We start from the raw sequence: 19,437 nt of genomic DNA, 5'->3' as shown, positions 1-19,437 counted from the left end.
CCATGACGTCTTCTGATGCCGAACTCGCCCGACTCCTGAGCGATGCCCGCGATTGGGCAAGCCAGGACCCGGACCCCGCCACCGCTGCTGCCCTCTCCGAACTGATCCGCCTCACCGACGGGGGCGTGGCCGCGGCCCGCCAGGACCTGGCCGACAGCTTCAGCGGCACCCTCCAGTTCGGCACCGCCGGACTGCGGGCGGCCCTCGGCCCGGGTCCAAACCGGATGAACCGCGTGGTGGTCCGCCGCGCCGCGGCCGGTTTCACCGCCTTCCTCACCAACACCGTCGAGCAGGCCTCCCCCGGCACCCGGCCCCGCGCCGTCGTCGGCTACGACGCCCGCTACAACTCCGATATTTTCGCCCAGGAAACCGCCGCGATCCTTACCGCGGCCGGGGTTGAGACCTTCCTGATGCCGGCCCCGCTGCCCACCCCGCTGCTCGCCTACGCCGTGCGGGCGCTGGACTGCGACGGCGGCGTCATGGTCACCGCCAGCCACAACCCGCCCCAGGATAACGGCTACAAGGTGTACCTCGGCCGTCATGCCGTCGAGGAGAGCGGCCGCGGCGCCCAGATCGTGGCACCCTACGACGCCCTGATAGCGGCGAAGATCGACGCCGTCGGCGCCCTCGATTCCATCGTTCTGGCCGCGGACGGGTGGACCGTGCTGGCGCCCTCTATCGCGGCCGACTACCAGCGCGCCGTCGCAGCACTGGCGGTTCCTGAGCACTTCCCGGCCCGCGGGCTGAAGATTGTCCTGACCCCCATGCACGGCGTGGGCGGGGAAACGGCCGTCGCGGTGCTGAACGCCGCCGGATTCGACGACGTCACGCTCGTCACCGAACAGGCGCAGCCGGATCCGGACTTCCCCACGGTGAACTTCCCCAACCCGGAGGAACCCGGGGCGCTGGATCTGGCCCTCGAGGCGGCGACACGCACGGACGCCGACATCGTGATCGCCAACGACCCCGACGCCGACCGGGCAGCCGTGGCGGCGAAGGACCCTGACACCGGAGCGTGGCGCATGCTGCGCGGCGACGAGGTGGGCGCCCTGCTCGGTGCCCACGTCGTGGCGCGTCAGGCCGCCGCCGGCGAAGCGCCGGCCGGCGTGTTCGCCAACTCGATCGTCTCGTCCCGGCTGCTGGCGCGGATCGCGGCCGTGGCAGGCTACGCCCACGAGGAAACCCTGACCGGCTTCAAGTGGATTGCCCGGGTGCCGGGGCTGGTCTACGGCTACGAGGAGGCGCTGGGCTACTGCGTTGCCCCGTCGCTGGTGCGCGACAAGGACGGCATTTCGGCCGCGGTCCTCATCGCCGAACTCGCGGCGGCCGCCAAGGCCGAGGGCAAGACGATCTTTGACACCCTGGACGAGCTGTACCTGGTGCACGGGCTGCACGCCAGCGACCAGCTCAGCATCCGGGTGGCGGACCTCGGCCTGCTGGACGCGATGATGAACCGGCTGCGCGTCAGCCCGCCGGAATCGTTCGGCGGCTCCGCCGTCGAGGCCGTCACGGACCTTGCCGAGGGCAGCGAACTCCTCCCGCCCACCGAGGGCCTGCTGTACCTGACCCGGGACCTCAGCCGCGTCATCATCCGTCCCAGCGGCACGGAACCGAAGCTCAAGTGCTACCTGGAAGTCATCCGCAGTGTCGGCTCGGCCGCCGAGCTTCCGGCAGCCCGGGACGAGGCCCGCACGGCCCTGGACGGCGTCCTTGCGGACGTCCGGGAGGCACTGGGCCTCTAGAGCTGCACCTCAATGTACCCGCCCACAATCCGGGTACCGAAGGTGGGGAGGCGGAGTTCCGGGCTGCCGAGGCATTCCCCGGTGGCGAGGTCGTAGACCTCCTTGTGCAACGGCGATGCCACCGTGGGCCGGTCCCCGCGGGATCCGGTGATGCCGCGTGCCATGACGTGCGCCCCGGTGGCCGGGTCCTCCTGTGCGACGGCGAAAACCTCACCGGACAGGGTGCGGAACAGTGCCACCTGGCGGCCCGCAATCAGTGCCGCCTCGCCCCAGGCGGGTTCCAGGTCCGCCACGGCGCACACCCGGTGCCAGCCGGCTGCGGCTCCAGCAATTTGGTCCTCAACGTCGTGTACGGCGGTTTCAAGTACGGCGGTCATCCCGGCCCCTCTCTGATACATCCCTTACGGGCTCAACCGCTGCTGCGGCCACATATTCAAGTTAGGCCCGCGGTGTTTCATCCGGACGCGCCGGATGTGTCCGGCGCGTAAAAGAGAGCTCACACGGCCGGAAATGCATTCGTGATGCAGAAGTTAAGATCACGAAACATAAGGGAAACTGAAGCGAAATTCCGGTTGCCTAGTCTGGGACGACAAGCTGCAGAGCACCGTCTGCGGCCCATGCGAAAGGCCCACCGTGACCGGACACCCCTCAAGCCACCCGAACCAGGGCGCAACCAGCGCCGCCCCGCGCCGCATTGTGGTGGCCGGCGGCGGCCCCGCAGCGCACCGGTTCGCCGATGCCATGCACGCCCGCGGACTCGATGGCTGGCACGTTACCGTCCTCACCGAGGAAGCCCATCTCCCCTATGACCGCGTCGCGCTGAGCAAGGCACTCACCGACAGCGACGTCGACCTCACCCTGGGCAGCGCTTCCATGTGGGACCACACGGCCCCTGAACCTCAAGACCGGCGAGCGCGTCACCAGCATCGACGCCGCCGGCAAGACCGTCCAGACCGCGGCGGGAACCATCTATCCGTATGACGAGCTGGTGGTCGCGACGGGCTCGGACGCTGCCCGCCTGCCCATCCCGGGCGCCGAGCTCACCCACGTGTACCGCACCCTTGAGGACGTCTGGTCCATCAACAAGGCCATCGCGGACCTCACCGCGAAGCTGGGCCGGAAGGTCAACGCGGTCACCATCGGCGGCGGTCTGCTGGGCCTGGAATCCGCCGCCGGCACCGAACAGCTCGGCGCCACCCCGATCGTCATCAATGGCTCGCCGTGGCTCATGAACACCCAGCTGGACGAGGGTGCCGGGCAAGCACTCGGCCGGCTGATCGAGGCCAAGGGCTTCACCGTCCACGGCGGCGTGTTCCCCTCCGAGGTCCTCTCCGACGACGACGGCCAGGTCACCGGCGTCCTCATGGCCGACGGCAGGATCATCGACGCCGACATCGTGATTGTCGCGATCGGCGTGCGGCCCCGCGACGAGCTGTTCCGGGCCGCAGAGGGCGCACCGCAGCAGTTCCAGCTCGGCCAGCGCGGCGGCGTCGTCATCTCCGACGACTGCTCCACCGAGGTTCCCGGCATCTGGGCCATCGGCGAGGTCGCCAACTTCGGCGGCATGTGCCTGGGCCTCGTGGCCCCGGCCAACACGATGGCCGAAATCGTAGCGGACCGGCTGCACGGCGGCGACGCGACCTTCCCCGGCTTCGACACCGCCACCAAGCTCAAGCTCTCCGGCGTCGACGTCGCCAGCTTCGGTGACGCCTTCGCCCGCACGGAACACGCGCTCGAAATCGTCTACGCCGACCCCGCCCGCGGCGTCTACCAGAAGATCGTCACCACCGACGATGCCAAGACCCTCCTCGGCGGCATCTTCGTCGGCGACGCCTCGCCCTACACGTCCCTGCGCCCCATGCTGGGTCGCGAACTGGCCGCCGAGCCCGGCGCCTACCTCACCGCCGCCGGCGGCGGCGACGCCCCGGAGACCGAACTGCCGGACGACGCCATCCTGTGTTCCTGCAACAACGTCTCGGCCGGAACCATCCGCGACACCGTCAACGGCTGCGGGAGCTGCGACGGCAACGCGCCCGTCCAGGAACTCGGCGAGCTCAAGGGCTGCACCCGCGCCGGCACCAGCTGCGGATCCTGCGTGCCGATGCTCAAGAAGCTGCTCGAGACCGAACTGACCAAGTCCGGCGTCGAGGTCTCCAAGGCCCTGTGCGAGCACATCGAGCTGTCCCGCCAGGAACTCTTCGACGCGATCCGGGTCCTGGAACTGACCTCCTTCGAGGAGATCATGGCCAAGTACGGCACCGGGGCCGGCTGCGATATCTGCAAGCCGACCATCGCCAACATCCTCGCCAGCCAGAACAGCGCCTACGTCCTGGACGCCGGCCGCGGCACCCTGCAGGACACCAACGACCGCGCCCTGGCCAACATGCAGAAAGACGGCACCTACTCGGTGGTTCCGCGGATCGCCGGCGGCGAGATCACCCCAAAGAAACTCGGCGTGATCGCCGCGGTCGCCGAGCAGTACGGCCTCTACACCAAGATCACCGGCGGGCAGCGGATCGACATGTTCGGCGCCCGGCTGGAGCAGCTGCCCGAGATCTGGAAGATCCTGGTGGATGCCGGCTTCGAATCCGGCCAGGCCTACGGCAAGAGCCTGCGCACGGTGAAGTCCTGTGTCGGCTCCACCTGGTGCCGCTTCGGCGTCCAGGACTCGGTGGCCATGGCCATTCAGCTTGAACTGCGCTACCGCGGCCTCCGCAGCCCGCACAAGCTGAAGATGGGTGTCTCCGGCTGCGCCCGCGAATGTGCTGAGGCCCGGGGCAAGGACGTCGGCGTCATCGCCACCGCCGACGGCTGGAACCTGTATGTCGGCGGCAACGGCGGCGCCACCCCGGCGCACGCCCAGCTGCTGGCCAAGGACCTCGACGACGAAACCCTGATCAAGTACATCGACCGCTACTTCATGTACTACATCCGCACGGCCGACCGCCTGCAGCGCACCGCGCGCTGGCAGGAAGAACTCGACGGCGGCATCAAGCACGTCGAGGATGTGGTGGTGCACGACACCCTGGGCATTGCCGAGGACCTGGAGGCCGCCATGGCCAAGCACGTTGACACCTACGTCGACGAATGGGCCGACACCCTGAAGGATCCCGAGCGCCTCCGACGCTTCCGCTCCTTCGTCAACGCCCCGGACCAGAAAGACGATTCGATCACTTTCGTCTCCGACGAGCGCGGCCAGATGCGCCCCGCGACAGCGGAGGAGAAGGCGCTGGCCGGTCAGCAGCCGGTCCTGATTGGGGCTTCCATTCCGGTCCGTGCCACCACCCCGGGACTGTCTGACGAGAACGAGGTATAGCCATGCAGCTCACCATTGACCTCACCGGACGCGAAGTCCTGGTCACGGGCGCGGACCACGCCGCACGCCAGGCCGTGCGGCGCTATGAGGCGGCCGGCGCCGTCGTGTTCCGCCTCAGCACCCCGCAGGGCGCGGGCATCGACGGCCCGCTGCCCGAGCGCCCGTTCCTGGTGGCGGCGGTCGACGACGGCCAGCCGGGCTGGGAGGCCCTCCTGGGCCGGTGCCGCGCCACGGGCATTCCGGTGGCGGCCGAGCCCCCGGCCGGTCCGGCGGGCCACGTCACGCTGGTGGGCGGCGGCCCCGGGACCACCGAACTGCTCACGGTCGCCGCCGTCGCCGCGCTGCGCGATGCCGACGTCGTCTTCTACGACCGGCTCGCCCCGTACCAGGATCTGCCGTCCCTGACCTCAGCAGAGCTTGTGGATGTGGGCAAGAAGCCCGGCCACCACAAGGTCAGCCAGGCCGACATCGAAAGGCTCATGGTGGAAAGCGCGCTGGCCGGCAACAACGTGGTCCGCCTCAAGGGCGGGGACCCCTATGTGTTCGGCCGCGGCGGCGAGGAAGTCGCTTCCTGTGTCGCGGCCGGGGTTCCGGTCCGCGTGATCTCCGGAGTCACCAGCGCCATCTCGGTTCCGGCCGCCGCCGGCATCCCGGTCACGCACCGCGAAGTCAGCCACATGTTCACCGTGGTCTCCGGCCATGCCCCGCTGACCGAGAACGAATTGACGCACCTCGCCGGGCTCGGCGGAACCATTGTGGTCCTGATGGGCATCGGCACCCTGCACCACCTCGCAGCCGGACTCCGCCGGGCCGGGATGCGCGCCGACATGCCGATGGCGGTCGTCGAACGCGGCTACCGCCCCGGCCAGCGCACCACTATCGCCGAGCTGGGCACCATCACCTCCGCAGCCGCGGGTTGCAGCAACCCCGCCGTCCTGGTGATCGGGGACGTTGTCCGGGTGGCCGAGGCCAACCGGGGCTGCGCCGGGGCCACGGCGGAGCTCGACCGTCTGGCCGCATCACTGATGGAGGCGTAAGGATTCCCATGAGCGCACTGAACGCCGTCGCCGCAGCCTTCCCGGAGCCCGGCGCACCCCTGTCCCCGTTGAACCCCGCACTAACCCCCGCATTAACCGCCGGCGCACCCGCGGCGGAACCCGCCGAGGACGCGACCGACCGGGACCTTCCCCTGGACGGCTTCCGGATCGGCGTCACCTCGCACCGCCGCTCGCAGGACCTCATTGAGGCCCTAGAACGCCGCGGCGCCGAGGTGCTTCACGCCCCGGCCCTGAAGATCGCCCCGGTCCGGGAGGACCAGAGCCTGATCGAGGACACCCGGGCGATCATCGCCGCCCGGCCCGACCTTTGCATCGCGACCACCGCCTACGGCATGCGCCGCTGGTGCGAGGCCGCGGACACGTTTGGCATTGGCGACCAGCTGTTAGAGACCCTCTCCGCCACCCGCATGTTCGTCCGCGGGCCCAAGGCGCGCGGCGCCGTGCGCGCCGCAGGCCTCGCCGACGTCGGAATCAGCAGCGACGAAACCACTGCCACGCTCGTGGACATGCTCCTGGCCGAGGGTGTGCGCGGCAAGACAGTCGCGGTGCAGCTGCACGGCTACACCGATGTCCGCCAGCTCGAGCGGCTGCGCATGTCCGGCGCCACCGTCCTGACCGTCACCCCGTACCGCTGGGTCAAGCCCGACGGCGCGGACCGGCTGCCCAAGCTCATCGAAGCCGCGTGCAGCGGCAACCTGGATGTCCTGACGTTCACCAGCGCGCCCGCCGTGGACGCCATGTGGAGCACGGCGCACGAGATGGGCGTCTACAAACAGCTCGTGGAGAGCCTGAAGACCACCGTGGCGACCGCCGTCGTCGGGCCCATCACCGCGCAGCCGCTGCTCGATGCCGGGCTGCACCCGCTGATCCCGGAACGGTTCCGAATGGGCGCCCTGATCCGGCTGGTCTGCGAGCATCTGGCGCTCAACCACGTCCGCCGGCTCGATACCGTTTCCGGCAGCGTGGAGCTGCGCGGCCGCTCGCTGCGCATCAACGGCGAGGCGGTCGAGATGGCGCCCCGCACCGCTGTTGCTGCTGCGCGCGCTGATCGGCGCCGGCGGGGCTGTGTTGTCCCGCGAGGCGCTCTCGGACCTGCTGGAGCTGCGCGGTTCCGTGCATGCCCTGGACATGACCGTCAGCCGGCTGCGGTCCGCGCTGCCGGACACCCGGCTGGTGGAAACCGTGGTGAAGCGCGGCTACCGGATCCGGGTGTAGCGGAGGCGACCGAGCTGTCTGCACGAAGTGCCCTCCGCAGGGTGTGACCCACGGCATTACCGGCCGGTAAATACTGGCGAACAGGCAGGGCAGAAGCGGCAACACCCGGGAAACACCCCGGAAAAATCGGACGCCTACGCTGGGGTTCATCAAGCACACCGGCCACACGATGGCCACCCAGCGAAAGGGCCAGCACATGTCCGCTCCGGCAATGTCTCCCACCTCCACCTCCTCCCTGGCAGGCGCTTCGGCCGCCGCCGCCACAACGGCCGCCCGGCCCAGGATCGTCATCGCCGGCGCCGGCCGGGCAGCCCAAGCGCTCGTCCGGCAGCTCGCCCGGACCCCGTTCGCCGGCGCCATCACGGTCCTCAGCAACCGGGACGACGCCCCCGAGGAATTGCTGGAGCTCGCCGTCCTGCCCCAGGTATCCGTCCGCTTCGGCCAGCCCGCCAGCTACATCGACGCGGACAACCGCCGCGTGACCACCGCCGACGGGATGGAGTTCGACTACGACGAGCTCGTCATCGCCACCGGTTCCGCGCCCGCCGAGGCGCCGGTGGAGGGTGCGGCCCGGTGCCTGAGCTATTCCACGATCGATGACGCCGCCGGGCTGGGCGAGGCCGTCAAGGACGTCACCCGGGTCCTCGGCCGCCGCCCCCTGGGCATCCTGGTCGGCACGGGTTCGGCCGCCGGCCAGGCGGAGGCCGTGCTCCGGTCCCGCGGCGTCCGCCCGGTCCGCACCACAGTCCGTCCCGCCGCCGTCGTTCCCACCGCCGCCGGGTCCGTCCTGCCGGCGTCCGGCATCGTCTTCGAGGACGGATCCAGCATGAACGGAGACCTCGTGATCCTCGCCGAGGAGCGCATCGCCCGCGACGAACTGGCCGCCACGGCCGGGCTCGCCACCGCTGCCGGCGGCGGGATCGTCATCGGCCAGGACTTCCGCACCTCCGTGCCGGGCATCTGGGCGATCGGCGACGCGGCAGCTTACGACGGCGTCCGTCTCGGGCTGCTCGTGGCCTCCGGTTCCGCGGCGTCGGTGTGCGCTTCCCAGTTGCTTCAGGCCACTATGGCCCGGCCCCTGGCGGCCGCCGCCTAGACGCGCTGGAGAGGCCCGGCCGGGGCATCCGCCGGGCACATTCCTATGGCAAGATGGTTCCCTGATAAGCCGCGCACCACGCGGCGCCGCCAGGGCCCGCAGGCCCACAAGGCCCGGGAAGGGACCGCCGCGTCCCAGGCCCGCCACGAAAGGGACCACCATGAGCCAAGAAGCCGCCACCGGGGGGACGCCCAACATCGCCTCCTACATCGACCACACCCTGCTCAAGCCGGAGGCCAGCGAGGCGGAGATCCTCAAGGTCTGCGCCGAGGCGGCGGAGTACCACTTCAAGTCGGTCTGCGTGAACCCGGTCTGGGTCAAGACCGTCAAGAAAGCGCTCAAGGGCTCCGGCGTCCTGACCTGCTCCGTGGTGGGATTCCCGCTGGGCGCCACGCCGAGCGACGTCAAGGCCTTCGAGGCCCGCGGCGCGGTCCTGGACGGTGCCGAAGAAGTGGACATGGTCATCAACATCGCCGCGGCCCGTGCCAACGACAAAGGCGCGCTGGTGGATGACATCGCCGCCGTCGCGGCCGCCGTGCACGAGGGCGGAGCCATCCTGAAAGTCATCATCGAAACAGCGCTGCTGGGCGATGACCAGAAGGTGCTCGCCTGCGAGGCCGCGGTGGAAGCCGGGGCGGACTTCGTGAAGACCTCCACGGGCTTCAACGGCGGCGGGGCCACGGCCGACGACGTCGCCCTCATGCGCCGCACCGTCGGCCCGGACCTGGGTGTCAAGGCCTCCGGCGGCGTGCGTTCCCTGGCCGATGCTCAGGCTATGATTGCTGCAGGTGCAACACGTATTGGCGCCAGCTCCGGTATCGCGATCGTCAAGGGTGAACAGGGTTCGTCCGCGTACTGACCGTGCCGGCACCGCCCACAGTTTTTGAGCCCCCCGGGGCCGAGGAGGAACGAATGTCCAGCAACACCACCCCGCAGACCGAAAACAGCCTCGGCTCGACCATCGTCATCTTTGCCGCGATGATGGTCCTGTTCCTCGGTGCGATCTACTCGCTGTCCTTCCTGACGCTGGACAACACCTGGCCGATGGCTGTCTGCCTGGTCCTCTTCGCCGCAGCGTTCTGGATCCCGCAGACCCTGCTGGGCCGCTCGGATTCGGCCGGCGAAAACTAAGCTTTCCCAAAATGACTGAAGCCCCGGAACATCCGGGGCTTCAGTCATTTAAGGGAGGCCCGGCGGACCGGGCTCAGATGGTAGCGGTCCGGGGGTTGCGTTTCGCGATTGCCGTTGACAAGGCGGTGGCGAATCCGCACCACACGGCGTAGGGGGAAAGGGCCACGCCGGCGCTGCGGTTCAGTTTGTACGTCCGGCGCACCAGGTCGGCACTGCTCACCGTCAGTACGGCGCACTCCGCCGCCGCCAGCCACGGCCGGCGGGCGCGCCAGAAGAGCCAACTCCACGACGCATTGAGAATGAGGTTCGCCGCCAAGGCACCCCGGTAAGCGGCTATTTCCCGCCGTCGGGTTTTGCGGGCGGCGGTGTCGGGCGGCGCATCGCTGCTGTCCAGCGCGGCGGCGGAACTCACGGCGAGGTCCGCGTAAAGTGCTGTCCAGACCACGGGAAACGCGATGGCGGGCGGCTGCCAGTCAGGTTTGCGCAGCCGCCGATACCACCCGCCGTCCGGATCCGTCGCAACTCCGCCGGCCGCGGCCGTTGCGGCTGTCGCGGCCGCCGTCCACACCACTGTCATCAGTTTCATCGCTACTCCCAGGTTCGCTATCGGTTCAGACGTGCATCCCTGTCATCAGGAGGAGTGGCACCCTGGTGACCCCGCGGTTGGCATCCGGTCACCGGCGCCCGGACAGCATCATGAAGCATCTCCATGCGGCTCAGAGTACCGCCGCGCAACCAGACGGTAACGAGGCCCGGCGCCGTTGACGTTCTCTGCGCGGTCATCATTTGGCTACGCCGGTTAGGAGAGGCACCCTAGCCGGGCACCAGCGCGAACAGGCCCTTGACCAGCCCCGTGCCGAGCGCCAGGGCCGCGGGGAAGTGCGCTTTGGCCACCGCCAGGCCGGCGCCAAACATCCCCACCATGGCGTAGCCGCTCACCGGGATCAGGACGAACCATTCCCGCCGCGATCCCGCCCGGCCCAGCAGCGGGATGGAGAACGCCCCGTTGGCCCTCCAGACGTTCTTCAGCAGCGGCAGTTTGCGCAGGACCTTCGGCGGCTTGATCACCAGGGGCCAGAGCAGCGGCACTCCCCCGGTGGTGATCATGTCCCCCACAATGTGCACCAGCACCCCGGTGAGCATCGAAACCGGCAGCCAGGTCCACTGGTGCGGCGCGAACCACGTCACGAGCCCGGCCATGAGCAGCCCGACGATCCAGTTGCTGATCCAGCCGAATTTCGGGAAGAGTTTCAGCGCCTTCGCGGCGATGTTGATCATGAACATGCACAGCAGACCGGCCCCCACGGACAGCAGCCCCCACTGGGTCTGCACCTGCCACTGCCCGGCAATCGTGGCCAGCAGCACGAAGAACGCCGCGCCCAGCACCGAATGCGTGCCCTGCCGGTGGCCCCCGCTGGCGTTCTCAATGCCGCGCGCCACCAGGTTGGACAGCGGCGGCAGCGCGTGCGCCACCGTGCTGGCGCGGTGGTCCCAGTCGCAGACCAGCGCGGTCCCCGCCGTCGCCATCGCGCCGATCACGATTCCGGTGGGATCCAGGGGGTACCAGCCGAGCGCGTACGGGCCGGTCGAGGCAATGGCTACCCACGCCGCGGCTCCCGACGCGGCGTGATGTCCTCCCATCATGCTTCTATTTCACCGCCGGCGTGGCAGAGACAGGGGCGTCGGAGAAGATGTTGCGGATCACGCCGTTGGCCCACTCCAGGATCTCGGCGTCCTGCAGGTCCCGGCCGCCGATCCTGGCGGTCTTGGGCTTCGGGACGAGCACGGCGTCCAGGGCCGGCTTCGCCTGCGCGCCGGGGTACATCCGGGTCAGGCGCATGAGCTTGGACTCGGGCAGCTGCGCCGGGGAGAACTTGATGAAGTTGCCCTGCAGCGCGACGTCGGACAACCCGGCCTCGCGGGCGCCCACCCGGAACCGGGCGACGTCGATCAGGTTGGTGGCCGGCAGCGGCAGTTCGCCGTAGCGGTCCACGAGCTCCGCGAGGACCTCCTCGATCGCCTCGTAGGTGATGGCGCTGGCGAGTTTGCGGTAAGCCTCCAGGCGCAGCCGCTCGCCCGGCACGTAGTCGTGCGGCAGGTGCGCGTTGACCGGCAGCTCGATCTTCATCTCGGCGGCCTTCTCCTCCGCCTCGCCCCGGTATTCGGCCACGGCCTCGCCGACCAGCCGGATGTAGAGGTCGAAGCCGACGCCCTGGATGTGGCCGGACTGCTCGCCGCCGAGCAGGTTGCCGGCCCCGCGGATTTCCAGGTCCTTCATGGCCAGCTGCATGCCGGCGCCGAGCTCGTTGTGCGTCGCGACGGCCTTGAGCCGTTCCAGCGCCACCTCGCCGAGCGGCTTTTCCGAAGGGTAGAGGAAGTAGGCGTAGGCGCGTTCACGGCCGCGGCCCACACGTCCGCGCAGCTGGTGCAGCTGGGAGAGGCCGTACTTGTCCGCGCCGTCCACGATCAGGGTGTTGGCGTTGGAGATGTCCAGGCCGGTCTCAATGATGGTGGTGCAGACCAGGACGTCGAAGCGTTTTTCCCAGAAGTCCACGATGATCTGTTCCAGCCGGCTCTCGGACATCTGCCCGTGCGCCACCTCCACCCGGGCCTCCGGGACCAGTTCGCGGATCTTCGCCGCGGTGCGGTCGATCGTGGAGACCCGGTTGTGGACGAAGAACACCTGGCCTTCGCGCATCAGCTCACGGCGGATCGCGGCGGAAGTCTGCTTGTCCGTGTACGGGCCCACGTACGTCAGCACGGGGTGCCGTTCCTCCGGCGGGGTGGCCAGGGTGGACGTTTCGCGGATGCCGGTCAGGGACATTTCCAGCGTGCGCGGAATCGGGGTGGCGCTCATGGCCAGGACGTCGACGTTGGTGCGCATCTTCTTCAGCGCCTCCTTGTGTTCGACGCCGAAGCGCTGCTCCTCGTCCACGATCACCAGGCCAAGGTCCTTGAACCCGAAGTCCTTGGACAGCAGCCGGTGCGTGCCGATCACGACGTCCACTGAACCGCTCTTGACGCCGTCGGCGGTTTCCTTGGCCTCCTTGCCGGTCTGGAAGCGCGACAGCGGCTTGACGACGAGAGGAAAGCCGGAAAACCGTTCGGTGAACGTCTCGTAGTGCTGCTGGGCGAGCAGCGTGGTGGGCACCAGCACGGCGACCTGCTTGCCGTCCTGGACCGCCTTGAACGCGGCCCGGACCGCAATCTCGGTCTTGCCGTAGCCGACGTCGCCGGAGATCAGCCGGTCCATCGGGATCTCCCGCTCCATGTCGGCCTTGACCTCGTTGATGGTGGTCAGCTGGTCCGGGGTCTCCACGTACGGGAAGGCCTCCTCCAGTTCCCGCTGCCACGGGGTGTCCGGGCCGAAGGCGTAGCCGCGGGAAGCCATCCGGGCCGAGTACAGCCGGATCAGCTCCCCGGCGATCTCCTTGACCGCCTTGCGCGCCTTGGACTTGGTGCTCGCCCAGTCCGCGCCGCCCATCTTGCTCAGCGCCGGAGTGTCGCCGCCCACGTACCGGGTGACCTGGTCCAGCTGGTCGGTGGGCACGAACAGCCGGTCGCCCGGGGCTCCGCGCTTGGACGGGGCATATTCCAGGACCAGGTACTCGCGCACGCCCTCGCCGCCGCCGGCAACCCTGCGCTGGATCAGCTCCACGAACCGGCCGATGCCGTGCTGTTCATGCACCACGGAGTCCCCGGCCACCAGCTGCAGCGGATCGACGGCATTCCGCCGCTTGGACGGCATCCGGCGCATGTCCTTCGTGGACCCGGCCGAGGTCCGGCCCAGCAGGTCAGCCTCGGTCAGCAGCGCCAGCTTGAGCGGATCCAAAACAAAGCCGCGGCCGACGGCGGCGGTGGTCACCTCGATCAGCCCGGCCTGCGGATCCGCCTCGAGCGTGTCCACCCGCGCGCACGGGATGTCGTTGTCGTGGAAGAGTTCGGCGAGGCGCTGCGCCGGGCCGGGGCCCTCGGTGACCACGACGATCCGCCACTGGTCCCGGACGCGGGAGCCGATGAAGTCCATCATTTCCGCCACGTCGCCCTGGTAGCCGCGGGGTTCCCGGGCGTGCAGGTTCAGGACATCGACGTCGGGCAGCAGCTCTTCGTCGCTGGCCAGCGACGTGATGGACCACCAGGAGACGCCATGCTCGAGGGCGGCGGTGCGGGTATCGGTCAGCGAACGGAAGCTGGCCGAGTGCAGGGCCTCGGACGCCGCGGAAGTCAGGTCGAGCGGCGCCGTGCCGCCGTCGGACGCCGTGGACCAGGCAGCCTCGAGGAACTCCTCGTTCGTTGCGGCGAGGTCGTGGGCCCGGGTGCGGACCTTCTCCGGCTCGATCACCACCGCGATGGAACCCGCCGGGAGCTGGTCCAGGAACGGCACCATGGCGTCCACCAGCACGGGGGCCAGCGATTCCATGCCCTCGACGGCGATGCCGCCGGCGATCTTCTCCAGCATGTCCGCGGCGGCCGGAAGCTGGGACTTCAGGGTGGCGGCGCGGGACATGACGGAGGGCGTGATCAGGATTTCGCGGCACGGCGGGGCATGGAGTTCGGTGGGATGGTGCAGGCCGGGCGCGGTCAGCGAGCGCTGGTCGGCGACGGCGAACCAGCGCATCTGGTCCACCTCGTCGCCAAAGAACTCGACCCGGATGGGGTGGTCCTCGGTGGGCGGGAAGACGTCCAGCATGCCGCCGCGGACGGCGAACTCGCCACGACGGGTCACCATGTCCACCCGGGCGTACGCGGCGTCGGCAAGGCTCTTGACGACACCGCTGAAGGGGGCCTCCTGGCCGACCTTCAGGGTCACCGGCACCAGTTCGCCCAGACCCGCGACGATCGGCTGCACGACGGCGCGGACGGGGGCCACCACCACGCGCAACGCACCGGCCGTGGACGATTCGGGGTGCGCGAGCCGCCGCAGCACGGACAGCCGCCGGCCCACGGTGTCCGAGCGCGGGGAGAGCCGTTCGTGCGGCAGCGTCTCCCAGCTGGGGAACTCCGCGACCGCGTCGGCCGGCAGGAAGGCGCGCAGGGCCTCGGTCAGGTCCTCAGCCTCGCGGCCGGTCGCGGTAACGGCCAGTACCACGGGCACTCCCCGGCCCGGCCCGGCAGAGCCGGGTTCGGCCGGGCCAGCTTCGGCAGAGCCGGGTTCGGCAGGGCCAGCTTCGTTCCCCGCCAGGGTCGCGAGTCCGTCCGCCATTTCCGCGAGCAGCGTGGACCGCATTCCGGCCGGGGCGCTGATCTGGTAATCCTCGCTGCGGGCGGCGAACCCGCGGGCGGCCTCGGCCTGGATCCGGGCGTAGTTCCGGTCTTCGGCGAGGACACGGCGCAAACCGGTGAGAGAGGGGCCGTTGAGGCTCATAGCTGTTGCTCCTGATGGGATCACGGGGTGCAGGCAACACGAATAGCCGAAATTCGTGAGAATCCCGGGCCCTCCAAGCCTACCGCGGAGCCCCGGGGCCCGCCGACGGGCCCGGCCGACGAGGCCTGCCCACGTGACCTGCCCGAGGCCCCGCCGACGGGGCTAGGCTGGCTGGAGGAGCGCGTGCCCATCCAACGCCGGCCCATCCAACGCCGGCCCCGCACCGAATGGCTTGGTAGGCCACCCGCCAACCGCTGGCTGACAAGGAGTCACCATGAACGGCACAACCGCAACACCTGAACCCGCTGGAACTCCTGCTCCAGCGCCGCAGGCAACCACCGCAAAGGCCGCATCCCCGAAGACGGTGCTCGTCACCGGGGCCACCGGCTACATCGGCGGCCGGCTCGTCCCCCGGCTCCTGGAAGCCGGACACAGGGTCAAAGTCGTGGTCCGCACCCCGGCCAAGATCGCCGGCGTGCCGTGGCTGGACGACGTCGAGGTGATCCACAGCAGCCTCGACGACGGCGACGCCCTGAAGGCGGCGCTCGACGGCGTCGACGTCCTGTACTACCTGGTCCATTCCATGGCGGCAGGGGCCGGCTTCGAGGCCAAGGAAAAGGCGATGGCCGGGACGGCTGCCCGGGCCGCGGCCGCCGCCGGAGTGGACCGGATCGTCTACCTCGGCGGCCTGCACCCGGCCGGCGCCGAACTGTCCACCCACATGCGCTCCCGCGAGGCGGTGGGGAAGGTGTTCCTGGACAGCCCGGTGGACGCAGTGGTCTTCCAGGCCGGCGTTGTGATCGGCTCAGGCTCGGCGTCGTTCGAAATGATCCGGCATTTGTCCGAGACGCTCCCGCTGATGCCGGCCCCGAGCTGGGTGCGCAACAAGATCGAGGCGATCGCCGTCCGCGACGTCCTGTACTACCTCGTGGCCGCGGCGTCGCTGGAAGGAACCATCAACCGGACCTTCGACATCGGCTGCCGCCAGGTGCTCAGCTACGCCGGAATGATGCAGGAATACGCCGCCGAGGCCGGCCTGCCGCACCGGGTGGTGCTGGCGCTGCCGGTGCCTGCCCCCAAACTGGCCGGTCTGTGGGTGGCGCTGACCACCCCGATCCCGCTCTCCATGTCCCTGCCGCTCGTCGAATCGCTGCAGCACGACGCCATCGCCGCCGAGCACGACATCGATGCGTACATCCCCGTGCCGGAGGGCGGCCTAACCCCCTACCGGCGGGCCGTGGCCCTCGCCCTGGGCAAGGAACGCGACGGCCAGGTGGAGACCACGTGGGCCAGCGCCGGCGTCGACGCCGATCCCCTGCCGAGCGACCCGGACTGGTCCGGCCACGCCGTGTACGTGGACGAGCGCAGCTTCCAAAGCGACGTGGACCCCAAGTATGTGTGGACCGTCATCGAAGGAATCGGCGGCCGGAACGGCTGGTACTCCCTGCCGCTGGCCTGGCAGGTGCGCGGCTGGCTGGACAAGCTCACGGGCGGGGCGGGGCTGCTGCGGGGCCGCCGGCACCCGCACCTGCTGGCCGAGGGCGAGGTGGTGGACTGGTGGCGGGTCGAGAGGATCGACCGGGGCCGGCTGCTGCGGCTGCGGGCCGAAATGCGGGCCCCGGGCCGGGCCTGGCTCGAACTTTCCGTGGAGCCAGAGGGGACGGGCAGCCGCTACCGCCAGCGCGCCATTTTCTTCCCCAAGGGCCTCAGCGGCCGGCTCTACTGGCTCGCGGTGCTGCCGTTCCACAGCATCATTTTTCCCGCCATGTCACGGAATATCACCGCCGCCGCCCGGGATCTGGAAAACCTCGAATCGGAGCCAGCCGGGCACACGACGTAGGATGTTGGAGCCCGAAACGTCCAATTCCACATCACGGAGGACCCCCCTATGGCCCTGAGTGCATCCACCACCGTTCCGCACAGCGTTGACCGCGTTACCGCGGTTTTCGTCAATGAAGACTTCCTGCGCCACACGAGCGAACTCGTTGGCGGCACCCTGGAATCCTTCGCCATCGACGGAGACCCCGCCGGCGCTTTCAGCACCACCACCGTGCGGACCATCCCCACCACCCGGATGCCCGACATCGCCCGGAAATTTGTCGGCGCCAGCCTGAAGGTGACGCAGCTGGAGGCCTGGGAGGCCCCCTCCGCCGACGGTTCCCGGCAGAGCACGATCTCCCTGAAGGTCTCCGGCGCACCGCTGGACGTGAACGCTGTCCAGCGTCTCGTGTCCGACGGCGGCAGCACCCGGATCGAGCTCGAGGGCGACGTGACCTCCTCGGTGCCGTTCCTCGGCGGCAAGATCGCCGACGCCGCAGAACCGATGGTCGGCAAGGCCCTGAACCTGCAGTCCCAGCAGGCCCAGGCCTGGCTCGAAAGCCACTGACCCAGTGGAACTGCCCGCGGTCCTCGCCGTCGTCCTGATCGTCGCCGGCGTCTGGTCCCTGGTTGTCTGGCCGCAGTTCCTGCGCCGGGTCATGAAGGATCCGCGTGCCCGCGATGCCAACGGCAAGGCCACACGCTTCCTGACCGTCCATGTGGTCCTGGTCAGCATCTCCATGCTGCTGGGGGCCGCGACGGCGGCGATAGGCGTGGCCGGGCTGCTCAGCTAGCAACCGGCACACCGGCGGTCATATGCCCGCCGGTGTGCCGGTTTCCTGCTTTCGGGGCGTGCCGGCCGCTAGAATCAGCAAAAAGGTGCACCGCTGAAAGGGGACGCCAGTTGCTACCCCGCCGCGTCGCCATCTGGGGCCTGTGCGCGTGTGTTCCGGTCCTCGGCCTGATTGCCTTCTGGCCGGTGCCCGTTGACCGGGGTGCGGCCACTTACCTCAATCGGTGGCTCCGGCAACTGCACCGCTGGGGCGTCCCTCCCTGGTTCGACTACGGGGTCGTGGAATTTTCCTCGAACGTGGTCCTGTTTGCTCCGCTGGGCGCCCTGGTCGCCATCGTCCTGGGCCGGCGGCTCTGGTGGGGCGGGGCCGTCGCCGGGTTCATGCTCTCCGTCGTGATCGAACTCGGCCAAATGGCATTCCTGCCGGCACGCTTTCCCTCCGCGGTCGACGTCGCCGCGAACACGATCGGCGCCATGGCCGGCGCGCTGGCGGCCAGGCAGTTCATGGCACGCCGAGAGGCTGTTCGATCCCGACGTCCACCACGTACCCTGTGAACAGGGCCCGACGGGAGGAAATCGGAACTATGCGGATTTCGGTCATTGGTTGCGGTTACCTGGGCGCGGTACATGCTGCATGCATGGCGAAGCTGGGTCACGACGTTGTCGGAATCGACGTCGACAAACACAAGGTGGCCCAGCTTTCAGCAGGCCACGCCCCCTTTTACGAACCCGTGCTCGACGACCTGTTGTCCCAACTTGAGGAGTCGGGCCGGTTGCGGTTCACCACCGACATGGCGGCCGCCCGCGGCGCCGAGGTCCACTTCATCTGCGTCGGAACGCCGCAGAAGCGCGGCGAAAACGGCGCCGACCTGCGCTTCGTCGACGCCGCCGTCGCCTCGCTCGCTGAATACGTCTCCCCCGGCGATGTCGTCGCCGGGAAATCCACGGTACCTGTGGGAACCGCCGCGGGGCTGGCCGAGGTGCTGGCTGACGCGGAGCCCGGCGCCTCGCTGGTCTGGAATCCCGAGTTCCTGCGCGAAGGCCATGCCGTGACGGACACCCTGAACCCGAATCGGTTTGTCTACGGCACGCCGGACGGCAGCGAAGACCATCCCGCGGTGGCCGTCCTCGACAGGGTCTACGAGACGCCCCTCGCAGGCGGGACACCCCGGTTGGTGACGGACTACGCCACGGCGGAACTGGTGAAGACGGCAGCCAACTCGTTCCTCGCGACCAAGATCTCCTTCATCAACGCCATGGCCGAAGTCTGCGAAGCCAGCGGCGCTGACGTCACCCGGCTGGCTGATGCGATCGGGCTCGACGAGCGGATCGGGCGGAAGTTCCTGAACGCAGGCATCGGATTCGGCGGCGGGTGCTTGCCCAAGGACATCCGTGCCTTTATGGCCCGCGCCGGCGAGCTGGGAGCGGACCAGGCCCTGACATTCCTGCGGGAAGTGGATGCGATTAACATGCGGCGCCGGACCCGGGTGGTGGAGCTGACGCGCGAACTGTGCGGCGGGTCCCTGCTGGGCCAGCGGGTCGCCGTCCTGGGTGCGGCGTTCAAGCCCGAAAGCGACGACGTCCGGGACTCCCCCGCATTGAGCGCCGCCGCGCAGCTGCAATTGCAGGGCGCAGTGGTGACGGTCACCGATCCCCAGGCCCTGCCCAACGCCGCCAAGCGGTTCCCCGAGCTCCAGCTGGAACCGGACCTTGAGACGGCGCTGCACCGGGCCAATGCCGTGCTGCTGCTGACCGAGTGGCAGGTGTACCGGGAGCTGGATCCGCACGCGGCCAAAGCGCTCGTGTCCGCGCCGCGCATCCTGGACGGCCGCAACGTCCTGGACCCTGCCAAGTGGCGGGCCGCCGGGTGGACCTACAAGGGCCTGGGCCGCCCCTGACGTGT

15 protein-coding genes and 2 pseudogenes are annotated in these 19,437 nt (G+C 69.4%); 13 read left to right on the top strand and 4 right to left on the bottom strand.

Annotated features, from left to right (window positions below):
* Positions 1–2: 2 nt before the first annotated feature.
* Positions 3–1,742: a phospho-sugar mutase gene (locus ABH915_RS07105; RefSeq protein WP_370119345.1), complete on the top strand. Its 1,740-nt coding sequence runs from the start codon at positions 3–5 to the stop codon at positions 1,740–1,742.
* On the opposite strand, the gene nirD is transcribed toward ABH915_RS07105, so the two are convergent.
* Positions 1,739–2,119, bottom strand: a complete 381-nt coding sequence (gene nirD, locus ABH915_RS07100; protein ID WP_370119342.1) for a nitrite reductase small subunit NirD — start codon at positions 2,117–2,119, stop codon at positions 1,739–1,741. The genes ABH915_RS07105 and nirD overlap by 4 nt on opposite strands.
* Positions 2,120–2,375: 256 nt before the next feature.
* Here nirD and nirB point away from each other — a divergent pair.
* From nirB to ABH915_RS07065, 7 genes and pseudogenes are all read left to right on the top strand, one after another.
* Positions 2,376–5,058, top strand: a pseudogene (nirB, locus tag ABH915_RS07095) (nitrite reductase large subunit NirB).
* 2 nt (positions 5,059–5,060) lie between these two features.
* A complete protein-coding gene (gene cobA / locus ABH915_RS07090) occupies positions 5,061–6,095 on the top strand; it encodes a uroporphyrinogen-III C-methyltransferase (protein ID WP_018774642.1) in 1,035 nt (344 codons plus the stop codon).
* An 8-nt stretch (positions 6,096–6,103) separates the two neighbouring features.
* Positions 6,104–7,144 (top strand): annotated as a pseudogene (locus ABH915_RS07085) (uroporphyrinogen-III synthase); the annotation flags it as partial.
* Between the two features lie 37 nt (positions 7,145–7,181).
* Entirely contained in the window at positions 7,182–7,331 is a 150-nt protein-coding gene (locus ABH915_RS07080; RefSeq protein WP_370124959.1) for a hypothetical protein, read from the top strand.
* A gap of 196 nt (positions 7,332–7,527) precedes the next feature.
* Complete coding sequence (locus ABH915_RS07075) at positions 7,528–8,427, top strand: FAD-dependent oxidoreductase (RefSeq protein ID WP_370119339.1); 900 nt, start codon at positions 7,528–7,530, stop codon at positions 8,425–8,427.
* A gap of 160 nt (positions 8,428–8,587) precedes the next feature.
* On the top strand, positions 8,588–9,286 hold the full coding sequence (deoC, locus tag ABH915_RS07070) for a deoxyribose-phosphate aldolase (protein ID WP_018774645.1): 699 nt from the start codon (positions 8,588–8,590) through the stop codon (positions 9,284–9,286).
* Between the two features lie 53 nt (positions 9,287–9,339).
* A complete protein-coding gene (locus ABH915_RS07065) occupies positions 9,340–9,558 on the top strand; it encodes a hypothetical protein (RefSeq protein ID WP_018774646.1) in 219 nt (72 codons plus the stop codon).
* Between the two features lie 73 nt (positions 9,559–9,631).
* Here the strand turns inward: ABH915_RS07065 and ABH915_RS07060 are convergent, their stop codons facing one another.
* The 3 genes from ABH915_RS07060 to mfd all read right to left on the bottom strand — a co-directional run bounded on the left by ABH915_RS07060 (position 9,632) and on the right by mfd (position 14,923).
* Complete coding sequence (locus ABH915_RS07060) at positions 9,632–10,144, bottom strand: TspO/MBR family protein (protein WP_370119336.1); 513 nt, start codon at positions 10,142–10,144, stop codon at positions 9,632–9,634.
* Between the two features lie 227 nt (positions 10,145–10,371).
* Entirely contained in the window at positions 10,372–11,202 is an 831-nt protein-coding gene (locus ABH915_RS07055) for a metal-dependent hydrolase (RefSeq protein ID WP_370119333.1), read from the bottom strand.
* A gap of 4 nt (positions 11,203–11,206) precedes the next feature.
* The gene (gene mfd / locus ABH915_RS07050) at positions 11,207–14,923 is read right to left on the bottom strand and encodes a transcription-repair coupling factor (RefSeq protein ID WP_370119330.1); all 3,717 of its coding nucleotides are present in this window, start codon (positions 14,921–14,923) and stop codon (positions 11,207–11,209) included.
* Between the two features lie 274 nt (positions 14,924–15,197).
* On the opposite strand from mfd, the gene ABH915_RS07045 reads away from it, so the two are divergent.
* The 5 genes from ABH915_RS07045 to ABH915_RS07025 all read left to right on the top strand — a co-directional run bounded on the left by ABH915_RS07045 (position 15,198) and on the right by ABH915_RS07025 (position 19,432).
* Positions 15,198–16,763, top strand: a complete 1,566-nt coding sequence (locus ABH915_RS07045; protein WP_370119327.1) for an SDR family oxidoreductase — start codon at positions 15,198–15,200, stop codon at positions 16,761–16,763.
* A 48-nt stretch (positions 16,764–16,811) separates the two neighbouring features.
* A complete protein-coding gene (locus tag ABH915_RS07040; protein WP_026537737.1) occupies positions 16,812–17,309 on the top strand; it encodes a DUF2505 domain-containing protein in 498 nt (165 codons plus the stop codon).
* Positions 17,310–17,313: 4 nt separating this feature from the next.
* Complete coding sequence (locus tag ABH915_RS07035; RefSeq protein ID WP_018774651.1) at positions 17,314–17,535, top strand: SCO4848 family membrane protein; 222 nt, start codon at positions 17,314–17,316, stop codon at positions 17,533–17,535.
* A 110-nt stretch (positions 17,536–17,645) separates the two neighbouring features.
* Complete coding sequence (locus tag ABH915_RS07030; RefSeq protein WP_370119323.1) at positions 17,646–18,089, top strand: VanZ family protein; 444 nt, start codon at positions 17,646–17,648, stop codon at positions 18,087–18,089.
* 29 nt (positions 18,090–18,118) lie between these two features.
* Complete coding sequence (locus ABH915_RS07025; RefSeq protein ID WP_370119320.1) at positions 18,119–19,432, top strand: UDP-glucose/GDP-mannose dehydrogenase family protein; 1,314 nt, start codon at positions 18,119–18,121, stop codon at positions 19,430–19,432.
* The last annotated feature ends 5 nt before the right edge of the window (positions 19,433–19,437 follow it).

Source organism: Arthrobacter sp. MW3 TE3886 (assembly GCF_041262145.1).
In the GTDB taxonomy this organism is placed as follows: Bacteria; Actinomycetota; Actinomycetes; order Actinomycetales; family Micrococcaceae; genus Arthrobacter.
Note: the sequence above shows the minus strand (reverse complement) of the source record. Positions and strands in the feature narration are given on the sequence as shown.